Genomic DNA, 21,094 nt, shown 5'->3' with positions numbered 1-21,094 from the left:
CAACACACTAACAACAAAAAAGACGTCCCGGTTTAACCTGAACGCCTTTCATATATCAATTAATTTAATCTTAATCTTTCACAACCGTGTATCCCGGGTATTTTGACTTGTCAAATACAAATTTACTGTCTTCGATAGCCGGATTGGAAGTAAACTTGGTCATGGTAAATGTGGAAACCGTTCCGTCATTTGATTTCATGATTGCCTTTTTCACTTCGTTGTCTTCTTTCGAAACATACACGATGATTGTATGGTAATTCGCTTTCTTCGGGTTTTTCGGGTACAAATAGATCATGTGAACTTTTTCACCGTTCAATGTCTCTTCTTTTTCGTATTTGCTCTTGAATCCCGATTCCCAGATAGTCATCAGTTTTTTCGGGTTGATCGCATCTTCATCGTCTCCGGAAGCATCTGATTCATAAACGGTTTTCTCTTCTTTTACGATAGACCATTTCTTAATACCGTTAGAAATCAAAGTGGTTTCTCCGTAAACAGCACTGAACTTATCTCCTTTTACCCATCCTTTTCCGGACATGTTGGAGTTCGTTCCGTTTGTACTGTTCTTGATAGTTGCACTGAATTCTACGTAGAATGTTTTAAGCCCCTTTATTTTAGCAGAAACTTTATCAAGAATTCCGTCTGCTTTGGCATCCTGGCTGTACGCCAATGTTCCCCCCAATAAAGTCAAGCAAATAAGTAAGTATTTCATGTTTCACATTTTTCTGTGCAAATATCAGAAATTGTGCCAAGAATAGTATTACATATTTAAAAGATTTTCTGCGAAAAAGATCAAAGGTTTAACGAGGTTCAAAAGGTTCCAAAGTTTAATAGTTCAATTTGAACATTTGAATCTGCCGGGGCAGAAACATTTGAACAATTGAACAATTTTAATTCTTTGAACTTAACTGATCCCTTTTGCACGCAGGAATTCTTCCAGGCTTTCTACATCACTGAAGAGCACTTCACGCGCCTTACTTCCCTGGAACGGGCCGATAATTCCGTAACCTTCCAATTGATCCACGATACGTCCTGCCCGGTTGTAACCCAGTTTCAGTTTACGCTGCAACAAGGACGCCGAACCTTGATTGTTGATCACAACTATACGCGCCGCATCTGCAAACATGGAATCTATTTCATCCAGGTCGATATCATTATCTCCGCCGCCATCTGCGCCAACATACTCCGGAAGGATCAATGCCTCCGGATAAGCTCGCTGCTCCCCGATAAACTTACAAATATCTTCTACTTCCGGTGTATCAGCGAAACCACATTGTACACGGATCAAATCCTGACCCAGTGAAATGAGCATATCCCCGCGGCCGATCAGCTGATCTGCACCCGAAGAATCCAGGATGGTACGCGAATCGATCTTCGAAAGTACGCGGAATGCAATACGTGCCGGGAAGTTTGCCTTGATCATACCCGTAATAACGTTTACGGAAGGTCTTTGTGTTGCCACGATCAGGTGAATACCAATCGCACGGGCCAGCTGCGCCAAACGGGCAATCGGGTGTTCCACTTCTTTTCCGGCTGTCATGATCAAATCCGCGAACTCATCGATCAATACTACAATGTACGGCAAATAACGGTGTCCTTTTTCCGGGTTCAGCCTGCGGGCAATAAATTTCGCGTTGTATTCCTTAATCGTACGCACCTGGGCATCTTTCAGCAATTCGTAGCGGTTATCCATCTCAATACACAGAGAATTCAGGGTATTGACAACTTTGGAAGTATCCGTAATAATGGCATCTTCTTCTCCAGGAAGTTTGGCCAGGAAGTGGCGTTCAATGCGGTTGTACAGCGTTAATTCCACCTTTTTCGGATCGACCAGTACAAATTTGACCTGCGCCGGGTGCTTCTTGTAAAGGATGGAAACCAAAATCGCGTTCAAACCAACGGATTTACCTTGTCCGGTAGCTCCGGCAACCAATAAGTGTGGCGCTTTTGTGAGATCAAACGTATAGGTTTCATTCGTAATGGTTTTCCCCATCACGATAGGCAATTCGAAATCGGAATTCTGAAATTTCTCCGAAGCGATCAGTGATTTCATGGAAACCATGTCCGGCTTACTGTTCGGAACTTCAATACCGATTGTTCCTTTCCCCGGAATCGGTGCAATAATACGAATTCCCAGTGCGGATAAACTCAATGCAATGTCGTCTTCCAGGTTTTTGATTTTCGAAATACGGACTCCCGGAGCCGGTACAATTTCATATAAAGTTACCGTCGGACCAACCGTTGCCTTGATCTTCGCGATGTCAATCTTGTAATGAGAAAGTGTTTCGACAATTCTGTTCTTATTGTCTTCCAGTTCCTGCTTATTGATCGAAACCTGCCCGTTTCCGTAGTCTTTCAACAAATCGATCGGGGGCAGCAAGTAACCGGAAAGCTCCAGGGTTGGATCGTAATCCCCGTATTCCTGGCGAATGGAATTGAACTCGTCATCGGAAAGCGTTGTTTCTGCTTTCGCAATACTGACTTTGAAATCGCCTTCTTCCTCTTCTTCATCTTCTTCGAATACCTCAACCGGTTCTTCTTCAACAAAAGGCTCCTCCTCTATTTTTTCTGCTCCTGACTGGATCACGATGAAACTATCTTCTTCCCCGTCTCCATACGATTCGTCTTCTTCCTCTTCTTCGTCGAAATTGACTTCCGCTGCATCCTGTTCCGCACGGATCTGGTCTTCACGGATCGTATTCACCACGTGGATATCCGTCATGTTTGCCGTAACAGGCTGATCGTCTTCGAAGAACGATTCTTTCGCACCTTTCGCCCGGTTCCACCAGGACATAATATCTGCATTGAACAGCACTACCAGTACCACCCACAGAAGCGCTACAATTGCAACGAAACTTCCGAAGCTTCCGATCGTTAAGCGCAGCCAGTTATTGATTGCAAAACCGAAAGTCCCGCCTAAGTAATCGATGTGTTCTACGAAATACCCCAGGAAGATCGAGCTCCAAACCATGAACAAGGCCGCTACCGCAATTGAACGTCTGATAGGAAGGAGTAAAATGTTCAGTGTCCATTTGAAACCGATCAGGAAAATGATGAACGAAATGGCAAAAGACGAAACTCCGAACCAGCGATACATGAATAAATGAGCCATCCACGCACCGAATTTTCCCAGCCAGTTTTGCACCGGTTCCGGGTTGCTGTCAAACAGGAATGTAAACAGGGAAACATCCAGAACGCGGTCCTGGTCTGAAGTCCAGGTGAAGAAATAGGAAAGGCAGGAAAGAAACGTAAAAAAGGAAAACAGGATCATTGCAATCCCAAGGATTGTTTTAAATCTTTTTTTATCGAAGCGGTTCGACAGACGTTCCAACAAGGCATTATCGGAAGGCTTGCGTTCTTTCGCAGGCTTTCCCTTGGGTTCCTTTTTGATTTTTTCGTCAGCTGTTTGCTCGCTTTTTTGCCTGTATTCGTTTTCCAATGCCATTCTTCACGAAGTATCTTACGAAGATAACGACATCAGAGGGGTTTGGTTAATGGTTTTCGATTTAACTATAAACAAACTACTGTTCATTATTCGAATAAAAGGCGCGCATGAATTCTTCGAAGCTGATACGCTTATAATCAGAAGGAATCCCGAATAAATCACGGTTCACGGTTTCGTCCTTTTTCTCTACCAATTCGTAGTGGATCAAACCATCCTGGGAAGGAATGTAATAATCCAAAGCCAGGCCTTTTACTTCCGGGTAAACCTGCAGGTATTTATTTCCCAGGTTTTTGGCGAAATAACAGTAAAATCCTTCGGTATTTTCATCCTTCACCAGGTATTTTTTTGCTTTTTGGCCTGCTATTTTTTTAGATCCCGTTTTCTTCGTAACGGTGTAGGTTTTTGGAATGGTATCCGTTTTCTTCGACAAGTCTGTATGGATCGCATATTTATTCCCATCCAGTTCAAGCAATAAATACGCTTTGTTCAAAGTCATATTGCGGATATAGACCTGCACCCCGAATTGCTCGGTTTCCGTTTCCACCCGAACCACCGTATCATTGGTGTAAAGCGTTACATTCCAGGATTTCCAGACCACGTTTGAATCCGGTGCCATCACGGTTGCTTTGTACTTCAAAACTCCTGAAAACGGTTTTTGGGAAAACGCTGTAAATACAGTAAGTAGGGTAATGCTGAAAGCAGCAAGGAATTTGTTCATATTATTCAAATGTTGCAAATAAACTGTTCATTTTTTGGTTGTACTCATTGTAGCTAATGGTCGTACCTTTTGCCGGCAAAGTAAACAACTGTTTGTTAGATTCGTCTGCTTTGGGAATAAATCTCGTGGCTTTATAGTCCATGCGAATCCCGAAACGGTCGACAGAATAAGCCAGTAAAACTCCGGGGACTTCGTTAAATGTATTGTACCAGTTCGGATTCTTCAATGCAATTTCCTCCGTATACCAAAGCGTAATCACATCCGACTTGTTTTTCTTGCTCGTAGCAATGGCTTTTTTCACATTAAAACCTGCCAGCGTATCGGTTTCATCCGAAAAGCGGATGTCGTATTTTGTTTGATCGTTTAACATTTTACGGATCTCATCCGGGGTCAGTTTTGTTTTAAATGCTTCTTCCCCGTATTGAAAATAAATGTCCATTTGTTTTTTGTTACAGTCGAACAGCAAAACATTTTGAAAATTACCGCGACTGATATCGTTGCGGACCTTTCCGTCCTTAAAACTGATCTGGATTTCTTTCGGCAGGATATTGTACAGGAATATATTCTTCTTGTGGTTCGGATAATCAGCCGAATAAATGATCGTCCCCTCACTGATGACTTCCTTTTTGGAAGTGCACGAACACAACAGAAAAATGCAAATTCCTAAGAATATGGATGACTGCTTTACCAACATATAAGATCTTTAATAAGAACTTAATACGGCAAATTGTTGAAAAGGTTTCGGGAACTTGAAAGAGTCAGACTAAACCAAATATGTATTTTTGCGCTATTAACAATATGTTATGCATCGGAAAATTGAAATCATTGTAAATACCTCAGAACTGGCAGCAGGAACCCGCGGATCATCCCTTGGGCCCGGAGCTATTATGACAGCGGCCAGAAAAGCAAACAATCCTTACTTCGGATTATACCCGCTTCACCCTTTGCCGGATTACAATGGATTTCTCGATCAGAAAAACGAAACTGAATTTGCCAAAAACCTGTTGGGATTCAAATTGGTTTTCGAATCTGTAGCCGAAAAGACCAAAGACTTGCTGAATAAAGGTTCTTTCCCGATTATTCTTGCCGGGGATCACGGATCGGCTGCAGGAACAATTGCGGGTATCAAGGCAGCTTATCCTGAAAAACGCCTGGGAGTTGTCTGGATCGATGCACACGGAGATTTGCATTCTCCATACACTACTCCTTCCGGGAACATCCACGGAATGCCGTTGAGCCTTTCACTGGGAAATGATAATCTGGCTTATCAGCGAAATACTCCTTCCGGGCAAACAACAGGAATCTGGAACGATCTTAAATACAAATACACCAACGCTGTTAAACTGAATCCTTCAGATTTGGTATTTATCGGCGTGAGGGATACGGAATTCGAAGAAAACCAGTTAATCGCCGAGAATAACATTACCAATCACACGGTAGAGTTTGTGCGAAAAGAAGGCGCGGAGGCAATTGTACAACACGTTTTAAAGCAATTGGAAGCGTGCGAACTCATCTATGTTTCCTTTGACGTGGATTCCATGGACCCGGAAATCACCTCTTTCGGAACAGGAACACCGGTTGGAAACGGTATTTTTCCCGAGGAAGCCGAAGAAATATTAACTTTGTTAGCTAAAAATCCAAAAACGGTTTGCATCGAGTTCGTTGAAGTAAATCCGTGCCTGGATAACAGAGTGAACGCCATGGCAGAAACGGCTTTTTCTTTGTTGGAATCGGTTACCGCTGCGTTGAAGGGTTGAACAGTTCAAAAGGTTCAAAAATAGTTCAAGAAGTTCCAAAGTTTTAAACAGTTCAACTTGAACATTTGAAACATTTGAACATGATAATAACACAAAATAAAAATAAACAGTCCTGATGGAAGATTTAATCAAGTCGGCAATCATTGAGAAATCCAATCAATTATTTGGTTTCGAATGTTCTGACTCGCTGATTCAGTTTCAAAAAACGAAAAAAGAATTCGAAGGCGATACTACTTTGGTATTGTTTCCTTTGATGAAACTTGCCGGAAAAGCTCCGCAAGAAATTGGAAAAGTGCTTGGTGATTTTTTAAGGGACGATATACGCTGTATCAGTGATTATTCCATTATCGGAGGATTCTTAAACGTCAGTTTCCCGAATGATTACTGGACCAGACAATTGAGCGAAATAGACTCAAATGCATCATTCGGACTGGCAGCAAAGCATTCCAAACCGGAAATCATGGTGGAATACTCTTCCCCGAATACGAACAAACCATTGCATTTGGGACATTTACGCAACAATTTCCTGGGATATTCGGTTGCTCAGATTCTCGATGCTTACGGACACAAAGTGATCAAAACGCAGATCATCAACGATCGCGGGATCCACATCTGTAAGAGCATGCTTGCATGGCAGAAATTCTCGCCTCTGAATGAAAAAGGAGAACGTGAGAATCCGGAAAACACCGGTATGAAAGGCGATAAACTGGTTGGAAAGTACTACGTGGAATTCGACAAGCAATTCAACGCAGAAGCCAAAGAAATCATCGCGGAATGGAATACCGGAAACTTTGAAGGTTATTCCGAAGCCGCAATTGCCAAATACCACGAATTTACGGCAGCGAAAGCCGGTAAAGACGAAAAGGCCATTGCAGGACTGGACGATAAGATCAAGGAACTGGCTAAAAACGAAACTTCCATTTTGCGCGAAGCCAAAGACTTGCTGGTTCGCTGGGAAGGAAGAGACCCGGAAGTGTATCTGCTTTGGACAACCATGAACGGCTGGGTATACGACGGATTCAATCAAACCTATGAAAAAATGGGCGTTGATTTCGATCGTTTGTACTACGAGTCCGATACATTTATTCTTGGAAAAGACCTGGTAAACGAAGGGTTGAGCAAAGGCGTTTTCTACCAAAAAGAAGACGGTTCTGTCTGGATCGACCTGACAGGCGACGGATTGGACCACAAACTTTTATTGCGTTCGGACGGAACTTCCGTGTATATGACGCAGGATTTGGGAACTGCCGTTGACCGTTTCAACGATTACCCGGAATTGACCGGAATTATTTATACCGTAGGTAATGAACAGGATTACCACTTCAAAGTGTTATTCCTGATTTTGGACAAACTGGGTTATTCCTGGGCGAAATCATGCTTCCACTTATCTTATGGAATGGTAGACCTTCCTTCCGGAAAAATGAAATCGCGGGAAGGAACGGTGGTTGACGCAGATGACCTGATGGACGAAGTGATTGAAAGCGCCAAAGAAATGACGGCAGAGCGCGGACATTTGGACGGAATGAGCGAAGCCGATCGGGAAACCTTGTATAAGACGATCGGGATGGGAGGTTTAAAGTATTATTTGCTGAAAGTAGACCCGAAGAAACGCATGATGTTCAACCCGGCGGAATCCATCGAATTGAATGGCCACACAGGTCCGTTTATCCAGTATGCTCACGCACGTATCCAATCACTTTTGGGGAAAGCAAGCGACTTTAAACTGGACACAAACACAGAAATCGGTGCTTCCGAAAAGGAAATCATCAAACAATTGGTGTTGTATCCTTCCGTTATTGAGGAAGCAGCAAAAACGTACGCTCCTTCTGTGGTGGCGAACTATACGTACGAACTGGTGAAGTTGTTCAATCAATTCTACCAGAATGTGATGATCCTGAGTGAGACGGATGAAAATCAAAAAGCATTACGCCTGACGGTAAGTCAGAATGTGGCGAAGGTGATAAAGAGCTCCATGAATTTGTTGGGAATTACAGTACCTAACAGAATGTAATAAAACCAGGAAGGCACGCGATTAATCGCGTGCCTCCTTTATTAACCCAAATCGTACTGCCTTTAGCAGACAATTTGCTTTAGTGGATCAGCAGTAGCTGATCTCTCCTTTTAAACCTTACCACCCGTAATCAACCGGGCTATTACAATGATGACGACCGCCCCGACCGTTGCCGTCAACAAAACTCCCCAAATATTATCGGGTGCGAAAATATGCAGTAAGCCGAAAAGCCATGCCCCGACAATACCACCCAGGATTCCCAGTACGATATTGAAGAAAATTCCTCCTCTGTCGCTATCCATGATTGCCCCGGCTAACCAACCGGCGACACCTCCTATAATTAATGCCCATAACCAACTCATAACTTCCTATTTTTAGATGTGAACTGTTTTGAATGTAGCTAAAAGTGATGAAACAAAAAAAGGTTTTAGCATCTGTTAACAAGGACAGAATGAGAATGAGAAACAGAATGAAGAAAGTAATTAGTCCGAAAGCAAGAACACCTTTTCAAGTCCTCATTCCCGGTCTCGTGCCTGCTCTGTTACTTCGAGTCGCCCAGGAAGGCGTACATCAGGATGTTCGCACCCATTTGAAGTGCTTGCTTGCGCTTTTCTTCTGAATCGTTGTGCACGGCCTGGTCTTCCCAGCCATCGCTCAAATCCGTTTCGAAAGTATACAAACAAACCAACCGGCCTTCAATAATGATCCCGAACGCCTGCGGACGTTTTCCGTCGTGCTCGTGAATTTTGGGTAAACCGTTGAAATCGTATTTCTGATGAAAAATGGGATGCGAAAACGGAAGTTCCACCAGCGAATTATTCGGGAATACCTTCTTTAGTTCTTCGCGGATAAACTTATCCATCCCATAGTTGTCGTCGATGTGCAAAAATCCACCTCCCAAGAGGTAATTGCGCAGGTTTTCAGCTTCCGTGAGTGAGAAAACCACGTTTCCGTGACCAGTCATGTGGATAAACGGGTACAAGCTCAATTCGGGACTTCCGACATCCACGTAAGGAGCTTCTTTCGAAATGGTAGTTCCGAGGTTTGCATTGCAGAATGCGGCCAAATTCGGCAAAGCAGTCGGATTGGCGTAATAGTCTCCACCTCCGCTGTATTTCAAAAATGCAATTTGATAGCTTCCCTGGGCGAATCCGGTCGCGCTCCAAAAAAGGACGGTGATTATAATGAATACTTTCATGCTTTTAACTGTTAACGGCTAGTACGCAGGCAACCATTCCGGCTGTCTCTGTTCGCAAACGCGATTCTCCCAAATGTACGGCTTCGTATCCGTGTTTCAAAGCAAGTTGTACTTCCTTTTCACTGAAATCGCCTTCCGGGCCCACTAAAATACGAAACGGATGATTCAATTCGCGCACTGATTTCTTCTCGCCTTCCATACAATGAGCAATTCCGCCATTCGGGTTGTTTGCTACGAAATCCGAGAAGTTTTGCAATGCTTCGATCTCCAGCAAAAAATCGTGCTGAGCCTGTTTCATGGCAGAAATAGCAACACGCTGCAAACGGTCTGGTTTTAATTGCACACGTTCCGACCGTTCACAATTCAGGAAGGTCAATTTTGTAGCGCCGATCTCAACGATCTTCTCCACCATCCATTCCATGCGATCCAGGTTTTTAGTCGGTGCAATTGCTAAATGAAAACCATTTCCACTGCGGCTTTTTATTTCCTTCGCAACCACTTTTACCTGGCATTTTTTCGGATGTGCATCGATAATTTCGGCAGTAACGATCAATCCTTTTCCGTCCAGTAACAGGAATTGGTCACCCACTTCGGAACGCAATACCCGAACAATGTGTTTGGATTCTTCTTCCGGAAGGTAAATCAGTTCCGTATCTGGAATTTGGGGGAGGAAAAAGCGTCTCATCAGTTGAGTATTTGGACCAACATTTCTTTCAATAACTGACCATCTGAAGTAGAACTGTTCCCTACTCCTTTTGCTTTCAGGTCGTAGTTGTGCAAAATCTCTACGTTTCGTGCCAGTATTTTCGGCGGATAATTCGGACAGTTGCGGATTAGTTCTTTCGCTACGAACGGATGTAATCCAACCGAAGAGGCTATTGCTTCCGGAGATTTATTCGGAGCGAAGTGTACGCGCATCATGTTGGTGAATAATTTGAAAACAGACGGAATGACCACAATTATCGAGTGATCTTTCGGGTTTTTCTCAAAGTAATCAGCGATTTGAAAAGCTTTCAGCGTATCGCGAATCGCAATGGCATTCACTAGTTCAAATACGTTATAATCTTTCGAAATCCCGATATTTTCTTCGATATGGATGTCGGAAATTTTCGTGCCCTTTTCCAGCACAATAGCCAGCTTGTCCAATTCATTGACAATGCGCGACAGGTCATTCCCTAAAAATTCTCCTAGTAAAGCAGCCGCTTTCGAAGTAATCTCATATCCTTCGGAACGAACGTACGTTGCAATCCATTCCGTGAGGTTGTAGTCTTTGACTTTTTCCGACTTAAAATTCACCCCCACATTCGCAATCTCTTTGGTAAACTTGCGTTTTCCGTCGAGTGCTTTGTATTTATGACAAATCACCAGAATGTTGCTTTCCACCAGATTCGGAAGTAATTTTTCCAGTTCATAAATATCTTTCATGTCCTGCGCCTCACGAACAATCACCACTTTACGAGTTCCCATAAACGGAAAACTGCGGGCTTCGCTCATGAGCGTGAGCGCGTCGATATCGCGCCCGTAATAAACCGCCAGGTTGAAATCTTTTTCGGATTCGTCCACTGCATGCTCGCTGATAGCATCAGACAAGAGGTCTATGAAATACGGTTCTTCACCATGCAACACATATAAAGGCTTGAAATCACCGTTTTTAATGTCTTTGAGAAGCGCTTTGTAATCCATCTTTCAAAATTACGAATTACGAATTATGAAAGCCCAATTGTTGAATTATTTTCTTACTGGAAATATCAACCTGGACGGAAATTTTTTCGCCGCTACGAATTCAAATTCGTAATTAGGAATTTGGAATTCGTAATTTTGCTAAATGTCGTACCCCTCGTTGAATTTACCTTCCGCGCAATTGAAACTTTCGAAAGAGAAGGAGGAGTTTTTCGTGTGGTGCATCATTCGACGAAAAAAACTATTGCTGACGCCCGAAGAATGGGTAAGACAGCACGTGATCCACTACCTCATTCATCATAAAAGAACTCCAATTGAGCGGATAAATAGCGAACATTTACTGAAGATCAACGGCCAGAACCGCCGCTGTGACATTGTGGTAATCGATGCTTTCGGAAATCCGAAACTTATTGTAGAATGCAAGGCTTCAGAGATCAACCTGGATGAAAAAGTATTCCTGCAAACGAGCAATTACATCCAAAAAAGCAAGGCTGCTTATTTCTGGATGACAAACGGATTGAACCACGTGATTGTGGAATGCAGGAACCCGGATGTGTTTTTGGAGGAATTACCGGATTTATAAAATATAGTAGGCCCGCGATTAATCGCGGGCCTACGTACATATCATACTACGCGTGTTTCGCCTCCAGTTTGAATTCGCTGGTTGTGTGGAATGTCAGATCCGGGTAATCCTTTTCTGCCATTTGCAATAAGAAAGATGTTTCCGCCAGGAAAACCAGGTTATCGTCCTTGTCTTTCGCCAGGTACTGGGATTTTGCCCGCATGAAATCTCTCAATTGTTCGTCATTATCTGTCGTAATCCAACAGGCTTTGTGGTAATTTTTCGGAACAAAACGGCATTTTGCGCCATATTCGTGCTCCAAACGGTAAGCAATTACTTCAAACTGAAGCTGTCCGACCGTTCCGATGATCTTCCGGTTACCCGGCTGCTGAATGAACATTTGAGCAACTCCTTCGTCCATTAATTGTGTAATTCCTTTATCCAGCTGTTTGGATTTCATCGGATCGAGGTTTTCCAATTCCTGGAACAATTCCGGCGAAAAGCTTGGAATTCCTTTAAACATGAATGGTGTTCCTTCATTCAAAGTATCACCGATCTTAAAGTTACCGGTATCGTATAAACCGATTACGTCTCCCGGGAAAGCTTCGTCAATCACACTTTTATCCTGAGCCATGAAAGATGTCGGGTTCGGGAATTTGAATTTCTTATCCAAACGCACGTGGTTGTAGAATGTATTTCGTTCGAATTTCCCGGAAACAATGCGTAAGAACGCGATACGGTCGCGGTGTTTCGGATCGAGGTTCGCATGGATCTTGAATACAAATCCGGAGAATTTCTTATCAGACGGTTCCATGCGTCCGGCATCCGTATCTCTTCCTCTTGGAGAAGGTGAAATGCGCACGAACGTATCCAGCAACTCTTTCACCCCGAAATTATTGACTGCCGACCCGAAGAAAACCGGGGCAACATCTCCCGCCAGGTAAGAATCACGGTCGAAAGCATCGTAAACACCTTCCACCATTTCCAGTTCTTCTCTCAATTCGGAAGCAGGCTTCTCACCCACCAACTCATCCAATTCCGAAGAATTGATATCTGAAAGGGAAACGATGTCCGTAGAGATCTTGGTCTTATTCGCTGCGAATAAATTGATGTTCTTGTCGTAAATATTGTAAACTCCCTTGAAACGGTCGCCCATTCCGATAGGCCATGCCAAAGGTCTTACTTTAATGTCGAGGGAAGATTCCAGTTCGTCGAGCAATTCGAACGGATCTTTTCCGTCGCGGTCCATCTTATTGATGAAAATGATCACCGGTGTTTTGCGCATGCGGCAAACTTCCATCAGGCGCTCTGTTTGTTCTTCCACCCCGTTTGCGCAGTCGATCACCAGAATAACGCTGTCAACAGCAGTAAGCGTTCGGTAAGTATCTTCCGCAAAATCCTTGTGGCCGGGAGTATCCAGAATATTGATCTGCTTCCCGGAATACTGAAAAGCCATTACCGAAGTGGCAACCGAGATTCCACGTTGCTTCTCGATCTCCATGAAATCCGAAGTAGCGGTCTTCTTGATTTTGTTGTTTTTCACGGCACCTGCGGATTGAATCGCTCCTCCGAAAAGCAGTAACTTTTCAGTCAAAGTTGTTTTACCCGCATCGGGATGCGAAATAATTCCAAAGGTCCTGCGCTTTTCAATTTCTACGTCGTTGCTCATGATTGCTGTTTAATGGGGCACAAAGATAGTTCAAAAAGTTGACTTTCCCGAACCTCCCGAACTCACTACCCTTTTGAAACTTTGAATCAGCCGCGGGCTGAAACCTTTTGAACTTTCATTACCTTAGCTAAATGAAAGTTTCGATACATCCTTCGTGGGAAAAGGTCCTTCAGCCATCTTTTGAAGCTCCTTATTTTGAAAACCTTGTTCAATTTGTGAAGCAGGAATACACGCGTTTTCCGCACCAGATCTTCCCGGAGGGAAAATACATTTTCAGGGCTTTCGACAGCTGTCCCTTTGATGAGCTCAAAGTCGTTATTTTAGGCCAGGACCCATATCCGACGAGAGGCCACGCACACGGATTGTGTTTCAGTTGTGATTCGCATGTGCGACCTTTACCTAAGAGCCTGCAAAACATTTTCAAGGAGCTGGAAGATGATCTGGGAATTCCGGCACCGCCAAACGGGGATTTGAACCACTGGGCCAAACAAGGGGTTTTATTATTGAATTCTATCCTGACCGTACGTGAAGGCCAGCCGCTTTCTCATGCTAATCAGGGCTGGGAAAAATTCACCGATGATGTGATCCAGACCATCAATGACCAGTTGGAAGGTGTGATCTTTGTTTTGTGGGGATCTCCCGCACAGGCAAAAGCTGCAAGAGTTAATCCCAACAAACATTTCATATTAAAAGCACCGCATCCTTCTCCGTTATCTGCTTACCGTGGGTTCTTCGGCAGCAAACCTTTTTCAACCATCAATGGAATTTTGGAGAAAAACGGGAAATCCGGAATCAAATGGGCATAATTCATTGAAAACGTAGGGATGAAAAATTTTTCATCCCTACGTTTTTTTATATTACCTATTTTTGCACCGATGAATTTGCAAAACGATTTGATCTTACGCGCTGCAAAAGGCGAAGATATTGAACGATACCCGGTTTGGTTAATGCGCCAGGCAGGAAGAATTTTACCCGAATACCGCGCAGTTCGCGAAAGTGTGAGCGGATTTAAAGAATTGGTTGAAAACCCGGCCTTGGCTGCAGAAGTAACGATTCAACCGGTTGATATCCTGGATGTGGATGCAGCGATTATCTTTTCGGATATCCTGGTGGTTCCGGAAGCAATGAACATTCCTTATCAAATGGTCGAAAAACGCGGACCGTGGTTCGAGCATACCATCAAATCGGAAGAAGACGCCAAAAGACTGGAGTTCGATTTCGATATTGAAGACCGCCTGGGGTATGTTTTGGAAGCCATTCGTTTAACAGTCAAACAACTGAACGGGCGTGTTCCGGTAATCGGATTTGCGGGTGCGCCGTGGACCATTCTTTGCTACATGGTGGAAGGGCACGGTTCAAAAACATTCAGCGAAGCGAAAAAACTCCTGTATACCAATCCGACTTTGGCACATCAATTGTTACAGCACGTCACAGATGTTACAATCGCTTATTTAAAAGCACAGGTTAAAGCCGGAGCAAGTATGATACAAGTGTTCGATTCATGGGCTGGAATTTTAGGAACGGAGCAGTACGCGACTTTTTCTCTTCCTTATTTATCACAAATAGCATCCGCTATTGAAGATGTTCCGGTTACCTTATTTTCGAAGGGAGCTATCACATCCATCCCGGCTTTGGCGAAATTAGATTGTAATACGATTGGGCTCGATTGGAACATGGATATTCCGGTGATGCGCTCTTTAATCGGTGATTCCAGAACGCTTCAGGGAAATTTGGATCCTTGTGCTTTATACGGTTCTCACCAAAGTATTGAGGCTGAAACAATAAAAATGTTAAATTCGTTCGGCAATAATAAAAGACATATTGTTAACTTAGGCCACGGTGTTTATCCGGATGTCGACCCAGAAAAGGTTAAAACATTCATTAAAACTGTAAAATCTTATGAAACCAAATAGTATGAAACTAAAACAACTTGCATTAGGTGCTTTGATTGGATTACCACTGATTGCATCAGCGCAAAAAGGAGACAACCTGATCGATAACGGGGGATTTGAGTCCAACGCAGGGAAACCGAAAAAATTAGGTCAGATTGATTTGGCAACCGGATGGAAATCTCCTACCGGAGCAAGAGCTGATTACTTTTTAAGTGATTCCAAGATTCCGGATGTGGGTGCTCCCGATAATGCTTACGGAAAAGAAACACCGAAAGAAGGTGAAAATTATGCCGGAATTTATGCATTTTCTTACGGAAACAAGCTTCCGAGAACTTACATTACGGCCAAATTAAAAACACCTTTGAAAAAAGATGTGACTTATTGTATTTCGTTCTACGTTTCTTTATCTGAAGCTTCCAAGTATTCCTGCAACCAGATCGGGGCAAACATTTCGAAAAAAGAATTCGGGACGGATCAAAAAGTACATTTGATCGATCAGACTCAAATTCAGCATCCCGACAATAAGGTTTTCAATGCAACTTACAACTGGGAGAAAGTATGTGGTTCTTACAAGGCTGAAGGCGGTGAGAAATTCCTGACAATCGGGAACTTTACTTCTGACCAGGATACGAAATACGAAGTAAACAAAAAACCGAAAGATTCGAAGATCAACCAGATTATTGCTGCATACTATTACATCGATGACGTGGTTGTAACCATGCTGGATAAAGACGAAGACTGTAAATGCTACGATGCAGACAAAGACAAAAACGAATTGTCTACAACAGTTTACATGAAGCAGGTTGCAGATAACGACAAAATGTCTACCAAAGAGCGTATCGAGAAACAAGAAATTTACTTCGGATTCGGGAAAACATTCCTTACTCCGCAAGCAAAAGCTGCTTTGGATATCGTTGCAAAGGTTTTAACGGAAAATCCGAACATGACAATCACAGTAATCGGACACAACAACGAAGAAGAAGACAAATTGGCTGAGAAAAAAGATTTCTATGCGGACATGGATACGAAGCGTAATCAGACTGTTAAGGAATACCTGATTTCAAAAGGAATCAGTGCTTCGCGTTTGAAATCCGAAAGCAAAGGAAGTGAAAATCCAAGCCCGGAAATCAAAGAAACAGATGATGACGATTTGAAACTGGCAAAAGGAAGACGCGTTATTTTCAGAGTGAATTAAACACATTTCATCATTATAAAAAAACCATCCACATTGTCGGATGGTTTTTTTATTCATCACATTCGGTTCAAAGGGTTTAAACAGGTTCAAACTTACATACCTCCAAATCCATTTTGAACCATTTAAACTTTTAAACTTTTGAACCCTCAAACTTTCCCCATATACCGTAAACTGGACGGATTCTCCCGCTTCTACAAAATAGAAAGCGCAGACTTATTCATTGAAGCAACGATTGCGCAGGGTGAGATCAGGCATCAACCAATCCAGGCAATCCAATACCCTGAAAAATTGCGAATCCAGGATATGATTTCCTGTTCATTCAGCTATGTGCCGATGAATGAAGAAGAAATTACGAAGTACTTCTCATAAAAAAATCCATCCGTTTGTTAACGAATGGATTTCCTTATTTTTTTAATGATTCCCTTTTAGTTCAGAACAAACTTACTGGTCTTCTCTCCTATTCTCACCAGGTAAACTCCCTTGTTCACAGCACTCAGATCCAACTCTGTTGTTCCTGCCTGAATTTGCTGTTCAATGATCACAGATCCTTTTAAATCGATTAGCTGAAACATTCCAGCAAACTCACTGCTCACCTGTACCAATCCATTGGATGGGTTCGGACTTATCTTCAGCACTGAAAGCTCTTGGTCTTGCAATCCAAGCGATGTAGGATTTGAATGAGTCCATTTCCGAAGAAACAACCAAACTTCGATCATTTCGTTGATATCGTTCACCGGTTTGTATAAATAAACATGGTCAGCATTGTTGAATCTCCACAGCTCCACAGACCCTGACGGATTACAATTGTCGTAGACAAAACGGTCGATCGTAATGGTATCTGTACCTGTATCCGGAAGACGTGTAGAATCGGCAGCGGCATCACAACCATGAACACCTCTCCAGAAAGCCATGGTTTGCGGAACCAGACTCAAAGAAGGCAAAGCTGATCCGTCGTAAGGAACCGTTCCATCAGCCGTTCCGTGCAAATGAATAACCGGTGTTTTATAAGCAGGAACACAGGAACTGATATCCGAAGAAGGCATCGTTCCCGACATCGCTCCGATAGCTGCAATGCGGTTATTCATCACACAAGCCATGTGATGAGACATGATCGACCCCATAGAAAAACCGGTAGCGTAAACCCGGGCAGGATTCACGTGGTAATCACTCAACCCTTTATCGATCAATGCATTCATAAACGCAATATCGTCCGCCGTACTTCCCAGGAGTGTTCCGTTATTCCAAGCCGACATTCCCCAGTTATTATTCAAAGCCTGAGGATAAACCGCAATCACACGGGCAGTATCGGCAATAAAATTGAAACCGGCACCTACCATATCCGAATTGGTTCCTCCAAGGCCGTGCATGATGATGATCATATCCGGGTTTTCAGTCTGGGCGTTAAATCCTGACGGGATATACAATTTATAAGCACGGGAAACGCCATTGATCGAAATAGTTTGGTCTGTAAGCTGGGCAAATGCCGCAAATACGCTAAATAAAAATACAGGTAGCGTTAAGATTTTTTTCATAGTAGATTTTTCTCAAAAATAATTTAATTTTAGTCACAGACAAAACTGATTATCCATGCTCAAATTTTTCAATTTCACAATGGTCCTTTTCCTGGTATTCTCCTGCACCTTGTCTGCTGAGCAGGAAAACCGGTTAAATAAACAATTATCCAAATACGTCAAATCCTATAACGAAAACAACACACTGGAATATGCTGGTTTAAGTCATCCAGCCGTTGTCCGTTATTATACTTCCCTAGGAGATTCTGAATTTATTCAACACTTTAGTAACGAAACCGGAGAAAATTCAGTTAATTTATACAATCCATTATTCAGGGAAATGAAATCACAAGGCGACTGGATTGAACGCAAATACACGATTTATAAGGAAACACGTGATGATTCCGATAAAAACTATGAAATCTACGCCATTTCGTCGGATGCCGGAAATAATTGGTTTTTCCTGACGCAGGAGGATTATTTTCTCCAAAAAATTCCACTCAAACACCGTTTGTTCTCAAAATAAAACATGACAAGACTTTTACTACTACTACTCTTCACATCCTTCAGCTACCTGTTCTCATTCGGACAAGGATGGAATCCGGTTGGATCACGGGCAGTTTCGCTGGCCAATACCAGTGTTTGCCTCAATGATGTCTGGGCATATCACCACAATCCGGGAGCTACCGCTTCCATCAGGGCTATTTCAATCGGTGCTTACTACGAAACGCGTTTTTTAACCAAAGAACTTCAAACACAAGCCCTTGCTGTTGCCATTCCTTTAAAAGTTGGTGTTCTTTCTGCCGGCGGACAATTTTTCGGTTATCAGCAATACCGGAATACCCGGGCTGGATTGGGATACAGTATGAAATTCACGGATTTTCTCCAGGTTGGTGTCCAGGGAAATGTACAGACTTTGCGCCTGGGAGGAAACTATGGTTCAACGATTAGCGGAACTGTTGAAGCCGGGGTTTTGGCGAAAATTTCCGAAAAATGGAGTGTCGGAATATCTGTCATGAATATCGGCAGACAGCGCACCAACCCTACAAACGACCGCTTTGCAACGGTTTTGCGCGGAGGATTTCAATACAAACCATCTAAAAAGGTTTCCATTTTTGCAGAAGTTGAAAAACAGGTCATTACCAAAATTTCATTCAAAGGAGCCGTGGAATATCAACCGGTGCAACCACTTTATATTCGTTTCGGAGCTCAAAGTGCACCGATGGAATTTGCACTCGGAATCAGGTACCGGGTTTCCGGATTCTCCATCGACCTGGGATCCAAATACCATCAAACACTTGGTTGGTCGCCCAATTTCGGTTTAAACTACCAATTCAAAGAGCATGAGAAAAAATAGACTGCTGCTGCTTTTTTTCACCACTATTTGCTCTTGTGTTTTCGGACAGGAACGGAATGAGATTATCCAGCAACGGGTCGAGTTTATCGCGGAACAATCCGAATCGGAAGAACTGGATTTAACCAACATTTTCGATCAGCTGAACTATTTCTACGACAATCCCATTAACCTGAATAATACAAACCCGGATGAATTGCGTTCCCTCGGATTACTGACAGAAGTCCAGATTACCGATGCGCTTCTGCATATCGAACGATTCGGGAAATTCATCAGTATTTACGAGCTTCAATCCCTGAAATACTGGGATTTGAACACCATTTCACTCGTACTTCCCTTCATCAAAGTCGACGACCGGCTTGAAAATCTGCACATTACGTTCAAAGATGCGATCAAAAACGGGAAGATCGAATGGTATACCCGTTACCAGCGCACACCGGAACGAAAAAAAGGATACACTCCGGTCTCCGATTCCATTTTGAATAATTCCAACGGGTATTATCATGGGAATGCGGATAAATACTACACCCGTTTCCGCTATACTTACCGCACAAACATCAGCCTGGGATTCACCGCCGAAAAAGACCCTGGGGAAGAATTCTTCAAAGGCTCACAGAAAAACGGCTTCGATTATTATTCCTTTCACGCATTTTACAAAGGCGGAAAATACGTACGCGCGGTTGCAGCCGGTGATTACCAAATCCAGATCGGACAAGGATTGAATACCTGGAGCGGATATGCTTTTGGGAAAAGTGCAGATATTTTCTCATCCAAGAAAGCTGCAAATTTACTGCGGCCTTATACTTCTGTCGATGAAAACCGTTTTTTCCGCGGAGGAGCAGCTATTATCGGGTATAAAAAGTGGAACTTGCTGACTTTCTACAGCAACAAAAAAATAGACGGTTCGGGAATCAACGATTCATTAACAGATGATCTGGAATTTGTCACAACAATCGATCTTTCCGGTTTGCACCGTACCAACAGTGAAATTGCCAAAAAGAACAAACTGAGCGAACAGGTTATCGGGAATTACGTGAGCTATAACTCTACTCGATTCAATGCAGGAATTGCGGTCGTAAACCAGCAATACAACCAACCGCTTCAAAAAGACACTGTTCCGTACAACCTTTACGCATTCAGAGGAAAAAACACAACGGCGATCAGCGGAGACTATAATTTCGTATTGAAAAACGTCAACTTTTTCGGGGAAGTTTCCTACAGTACCCATTCGAAATCATTTGCGCAACTGCACGGTCTAATGGCCATTTTAGATCCGAGTGTTTCCATCTCCGTCATTTACCGGAATTACTCGAAAGGATATTTCTCCTTCTACAACAACGGATTCTCAGAAGGAAGCAACACCCAGAATGAGAGCGGATTGTTTTCCGGGATTAAGGTCAGATTAGCGCCGGCATGGTCGGTAAGTTCCTACATCGATTTTTTCAAATTTCCCTGGCTGAAGTACCAGGTTGATGCTCCTTCAAAAGGCTATGAATTCTTAGTTCAGCCGACTTATAAGCCGAATAAAGTCTTTGAAATATATGCACGCTTCAGACAACAGGTCCGTCAAAAAAACTCGCGCGATTCGGACGGAACGATCACTCCGATAGAAGATGTGGTACAAAACAATTACCGCTTGAACATGTCTTACAAAGTACTGGAAAGCTTTACGCTGAAAAGTCGGGTTGAATACGTGACCATCAATCGTAAAAGCAGTCCGGCGGAAGACGGTTGGATCTTTACGCAGGACATCCTGTTTAAGCCCAAGAAATTGCCTTTTGACCTGACATTGCGTTATGCTTTGTTTGATACAGACAGTTACGATTCGCGGATTTACACCTTCGAAAACAATGCTCTTTACGTTTTTTCGATCCCGGCTTATTATTATCAAGGATCAAGAGCCTACGCTCTGGTCCGGTTTTCATTCCTGAGACATTGCGATTTGTGGATCCGTTACGGAACTTACCTCTACGCCAACAAAAATGCGATCAGTTCCGGCGCAGAAGAGATTAAAGGTTCAAAGAAATCAGATATTACGGTACAATTGCGGGTTTCGTTCTAGTAAGGTTGAAAAATTTTTCACCCTCACTAGTTTATTAACATCC

General features: G+C 43.1%; 20 protein-coding genes. 10 read left to right on the top strand and 10 right to left on the bottom strand.

Annotation, left to right across the window (positions count from 1 at the left end; translation table 11 throughout):
- Window positions 1–70: 70 nt before the first annotated feature.
- From ABDW02_RS01755 to ABDW02_RS01740, 4 genes are all read right to left on the bottom strand, one after another.
- Window positions 71–709, bottom strand: coding sequence for an outer membrane lipoprotein carrier protein LolA (locus ABDW02_RS01755; protein WP_343631541.1), 639 nt, complete (start codon window positions 707–709; stop codon window positions 71–73).
- A gap of 192 nt (window positions 710–901) precedes the next feature.
- Window positions 902–3,442 carry a DNA translocase FtsK 4TM domain-containing protein gene (locus ABDW02_RS01750; RefSeq protein WP_343631538.1) on the bottom strand — a complete coding sequence of 847 codons (2,541 nt, stop codon included), beginning with the start codon at window positions 3,440–3,442 and terminating at the stop codon, window positions 902–904.
- 76 nt (window positions 3,443–3,518) lie between these two features.
- Window positions 3,519–4,160 (bottom strand): hypothetical protein, encoded by a 642-nt coding sequence (locus tag ABDW02_RS01745; RefSeq protein WP_343631536.1) that lies wholly within the window; start codon window positions 4,158–4,160, stop codon window positions 3,519–3,521.
- Between the two features lies 1 nt (window position 4,161).
- The gene (locus ABDW02_RS01740; RefSeq protein ID WP_343631534.1) at window positions 4,162–4,854 is read right to left on the bottom strand and encodes a hypothetical protein; all 693 of its coding nucleotides are present in this window, start codon (window positions 4,852–4,854) and stop codon (window positions 4,162–4,164) included.
- Window positions 4,855–4,963: 109 nt separating this feature from the next.
- On the opposite strand from ABDW02_RS01740, the gene ABDW02_RS01735 reads away from it, so the two are divergent.
- Both ABDW02_RS01735 and argS read left to right on the top strand, forming a co-directional pair.
- Window positions 4,964–5,917, top strand: coding sequence for an arginase (locus ABDW02_RS01735; protein ID WP_343631532.1), 954 nt, complete (start codon window positions 4,964–4,966; stop codon window positions 5,915–5,917).
- 115 nt (window positions 5,918–6,032) lie between these two features.
- Window positions 6,033–7,928, top strand: coding sequence for an arginine--tRNA ligase (gene argS, locus ABDW02_RS01730; RefSeq protein WP_343631530.1), 1,896 nt, complete (start codon window positions 6,033–6,035; stop codon window positions 7,926–7,928).
- A gap of 110 nt (window positions 7,929–8,038) precedes the next feature.
- Here the strand turns inward: argS and ABDW02_RS01725 are convergent, their stop codons facing one another.
- The 4 genes from ABDW02_RS01725 to holA form a co-directional block, all read right to left on the bottom strand.
- A complete protein-coding gene (locus ABDW02_RS01725; protein WP_343631528.1) occupies window positions 8,039–8,290 on the bottom strand; it encodes a GlsB/YeaQ/YmgE family stress response membrane protein in 252 nt (83 codons plus the stop codon).
- Window positions 8,291–8,469: 179 nt separating this feature from the next.
- Window positions 8,470–9,126, bottom strand: coding sequence for a DUF4159 domain-containing protein (locus tag ABDW02_RS01720; protein ID WP_343631526.1), 657 nt, complete (start codon window positions 9,124–9,126; stop codon window positions 8,470–8,472).
- Between the two features lie 4 nt (window positions 9,127–9,130).
- On the bottom strand, window positions 9,131–9,811 hold the full coding sequence (locus ABDW02_RS01715) for an RsmE family RNA methyltransferase (protein WP_343631524.1): 681 nt from the start codon (window positions 9,809–9,811) through the stop codon (window positions 9,131–9,133).
- Window positions 9,811–10,809: a DNA polymerase III subunit delta gene (gene holA / locus ABDW02_RS01710; RefSeq protein ID WP_343631522.1), complete on the bottom strand. Its 999-nt coding sequence runs from the start codon at window positions 10,807–10,809 to the stop codon at window positions 9,811–9,813. Before holA ends, ABDW02_RS01715 begins: the two co-directional genes overlap by 1 nt.
- Window positions 10,810–10,951: 142 nt before the next feature.
- Here holA and ABDW02_RS01705 point away from each other — a divergent pair, with 142 nt between their 5' ends.
- On the top strand, window positions 10,952–11,389 hold the full coding sequence (locus ABDW02_RS01705; protein ID WP_343631520.1) for a type I restriction enzyme HsdR N-terminal domain-containing protein: 438 nt from the start codon (window positions 10,952–10,954) through the stop codon (window positions 11,387–11,389).
- Between the two features lie 46 nt (window positions 11,390–11,435).
- Here ABDW02_RS01705 and ABDW02_RS01700 read toward each other — a convergent pair whose 3' ends face one another.
- On the bottom strand, window positions 11,436–13,037 hold the full coding sequence (locus ABDW02_RS01700; RefSeq protein ID WP_343631518.1) for a peptide chain release factor 3: 1,602 nt from the start codon (window positions 13,035–13,037) through the stop codon (window positions 11,436–11,438).
- Window positions 13,038–13,168: 131 nt separating this feature from the next.
- Between ABDW02_RS01700 and ABDW02_RS01695 the strand changes: the two genes are divergently transcribed.
- The 4 genes from ABDW02_RS01695 (at window position 13,169) to ABDW02_RS01680 (ending at window position 16,493) form a co-directional block, all read left to right on the top strand.
- Complete coding sequence (locus tag ABDW02_RS01695) at window positions 13,169–13,843, top strand: uracil-DNA glycosylase (protein ID WP_343631516.1); 675 nt, start codon at window positions 13,169–13,171, stop codon at window positions 13,841–13,843.
- A 69-nt stretch (window positions 13,844–13,912) separates the two neighbouring features.
- Complete coding sequence (gene hemE / locus ABDW02_RS01690; RefSeq protein WP_343631514.1) at window positions 13,913–14,950, top strand: uroporphyrinogen decarboxylase; 1,038 nt, start codon at window positions 13,913–13,915, stop codon at window positions 14,948–14,950.
- Between the two features lies 1 nt (window position 14,951).
- Window positions 14,952–16,124 carry an OmpA family protein gene (locus ABDW02_RS01685; RefSeq protein WP_343631512.1) on the top strand — a complete coding sequence of 391 codons (1,173 nt, stop codon included), beginning with the start codon at window positions 14,952–14,954 and terminating at the stop codon, window positions 16,122–16,124.
- Between the two features lie 138 nt (window positions 16,125–16,262).
- Entirely contained in the window at window positions 16,263–16,493 is a 231-nt protein-coding gene (locus tag ABDW02_RS01680) for a hypothetical protein (RefSeq protein WP_343631510.1), read from the top strand.
- A gap of 56 nt (window positions 16,494–16,549) precedes the next feature.
- Here the strand turns inward: ABDW02_RS01680 and ABDW02_RS01675 are convergent, their stop codons facing one another.
- Complete coding sequence (locus ABDW02_RS01675; RefSeq protein WP_343631508.1) at window positions 16,550–17,656, bottom strand: PHB depolymerase family esterase; 1,107 nt, start codon at window positions 17,654–17,656, stop codon at window positions 16,550–16,552.
- Between the two features lie 55 nt (window positions 17,657–17,711).
- Here ABDW02_RS01675 and ABDW02_RS01670 point away from each other — a divergent pair, with 55 nt between their 5' ends.
- The 3 genes from ABDW02_RS01670 to ABDW02_RS01660 are packed head-to-tail and all read left to right on the top strand — an operon-like array spanning window position 17,712 to window position 21,051.
- Complete coding sequence (locus ABDW02_RS01670) at window positions 17,712–18,161, top strand: hypothetical protein (RefSeq protein WP_343631507.1); 450 nt, start codon at window positions 17,712–17,714, stop codon at window positions 18,159–18,161.
- A gap of 3 nt (window positions 18,162–18,164) precedes the next feature.
- Window positions 18,165–18,992 (top strand): hypothetical protein, encoded by an 828-nt coding sequence (locus ABDW02_RS01665; protein WP_343631505.1) that lies wholly within the window; start codon window positions 18,165–18,167, stop codon window positions 18,990–18,992.
- Window positions 18,979–21,051, top strand: coding sequence for a hypothetical protein (locus tag ABDW02_RS01660; protein WP_343631503.1), 2,073 nt, complete (start codon window positions 18,979–18,981; stop codon window positions 21,049–21,051). Before ABDW02_RS01665 ends, ABDW02_RS01660 begins: the two co-directional genes overlap by 14 nt.
- Window positions 21,052–21,094: the final 43 nt, after the last annotated feature.

Origin of the sequence: Fluviicola sp., from assembly GCF_039596395.1 — a bacterium.
Lineage (GTDB): Bacteria > Bacteroidota > Bacteroidia > Flavobacteriales_D > Crocinitomicaceae > Fluviicola.
The sequence above is the reverse complement of the archived record's forward strand: the minus strand, read 5'-3'. Positions and strand labels throughout refer to the sequence as shown.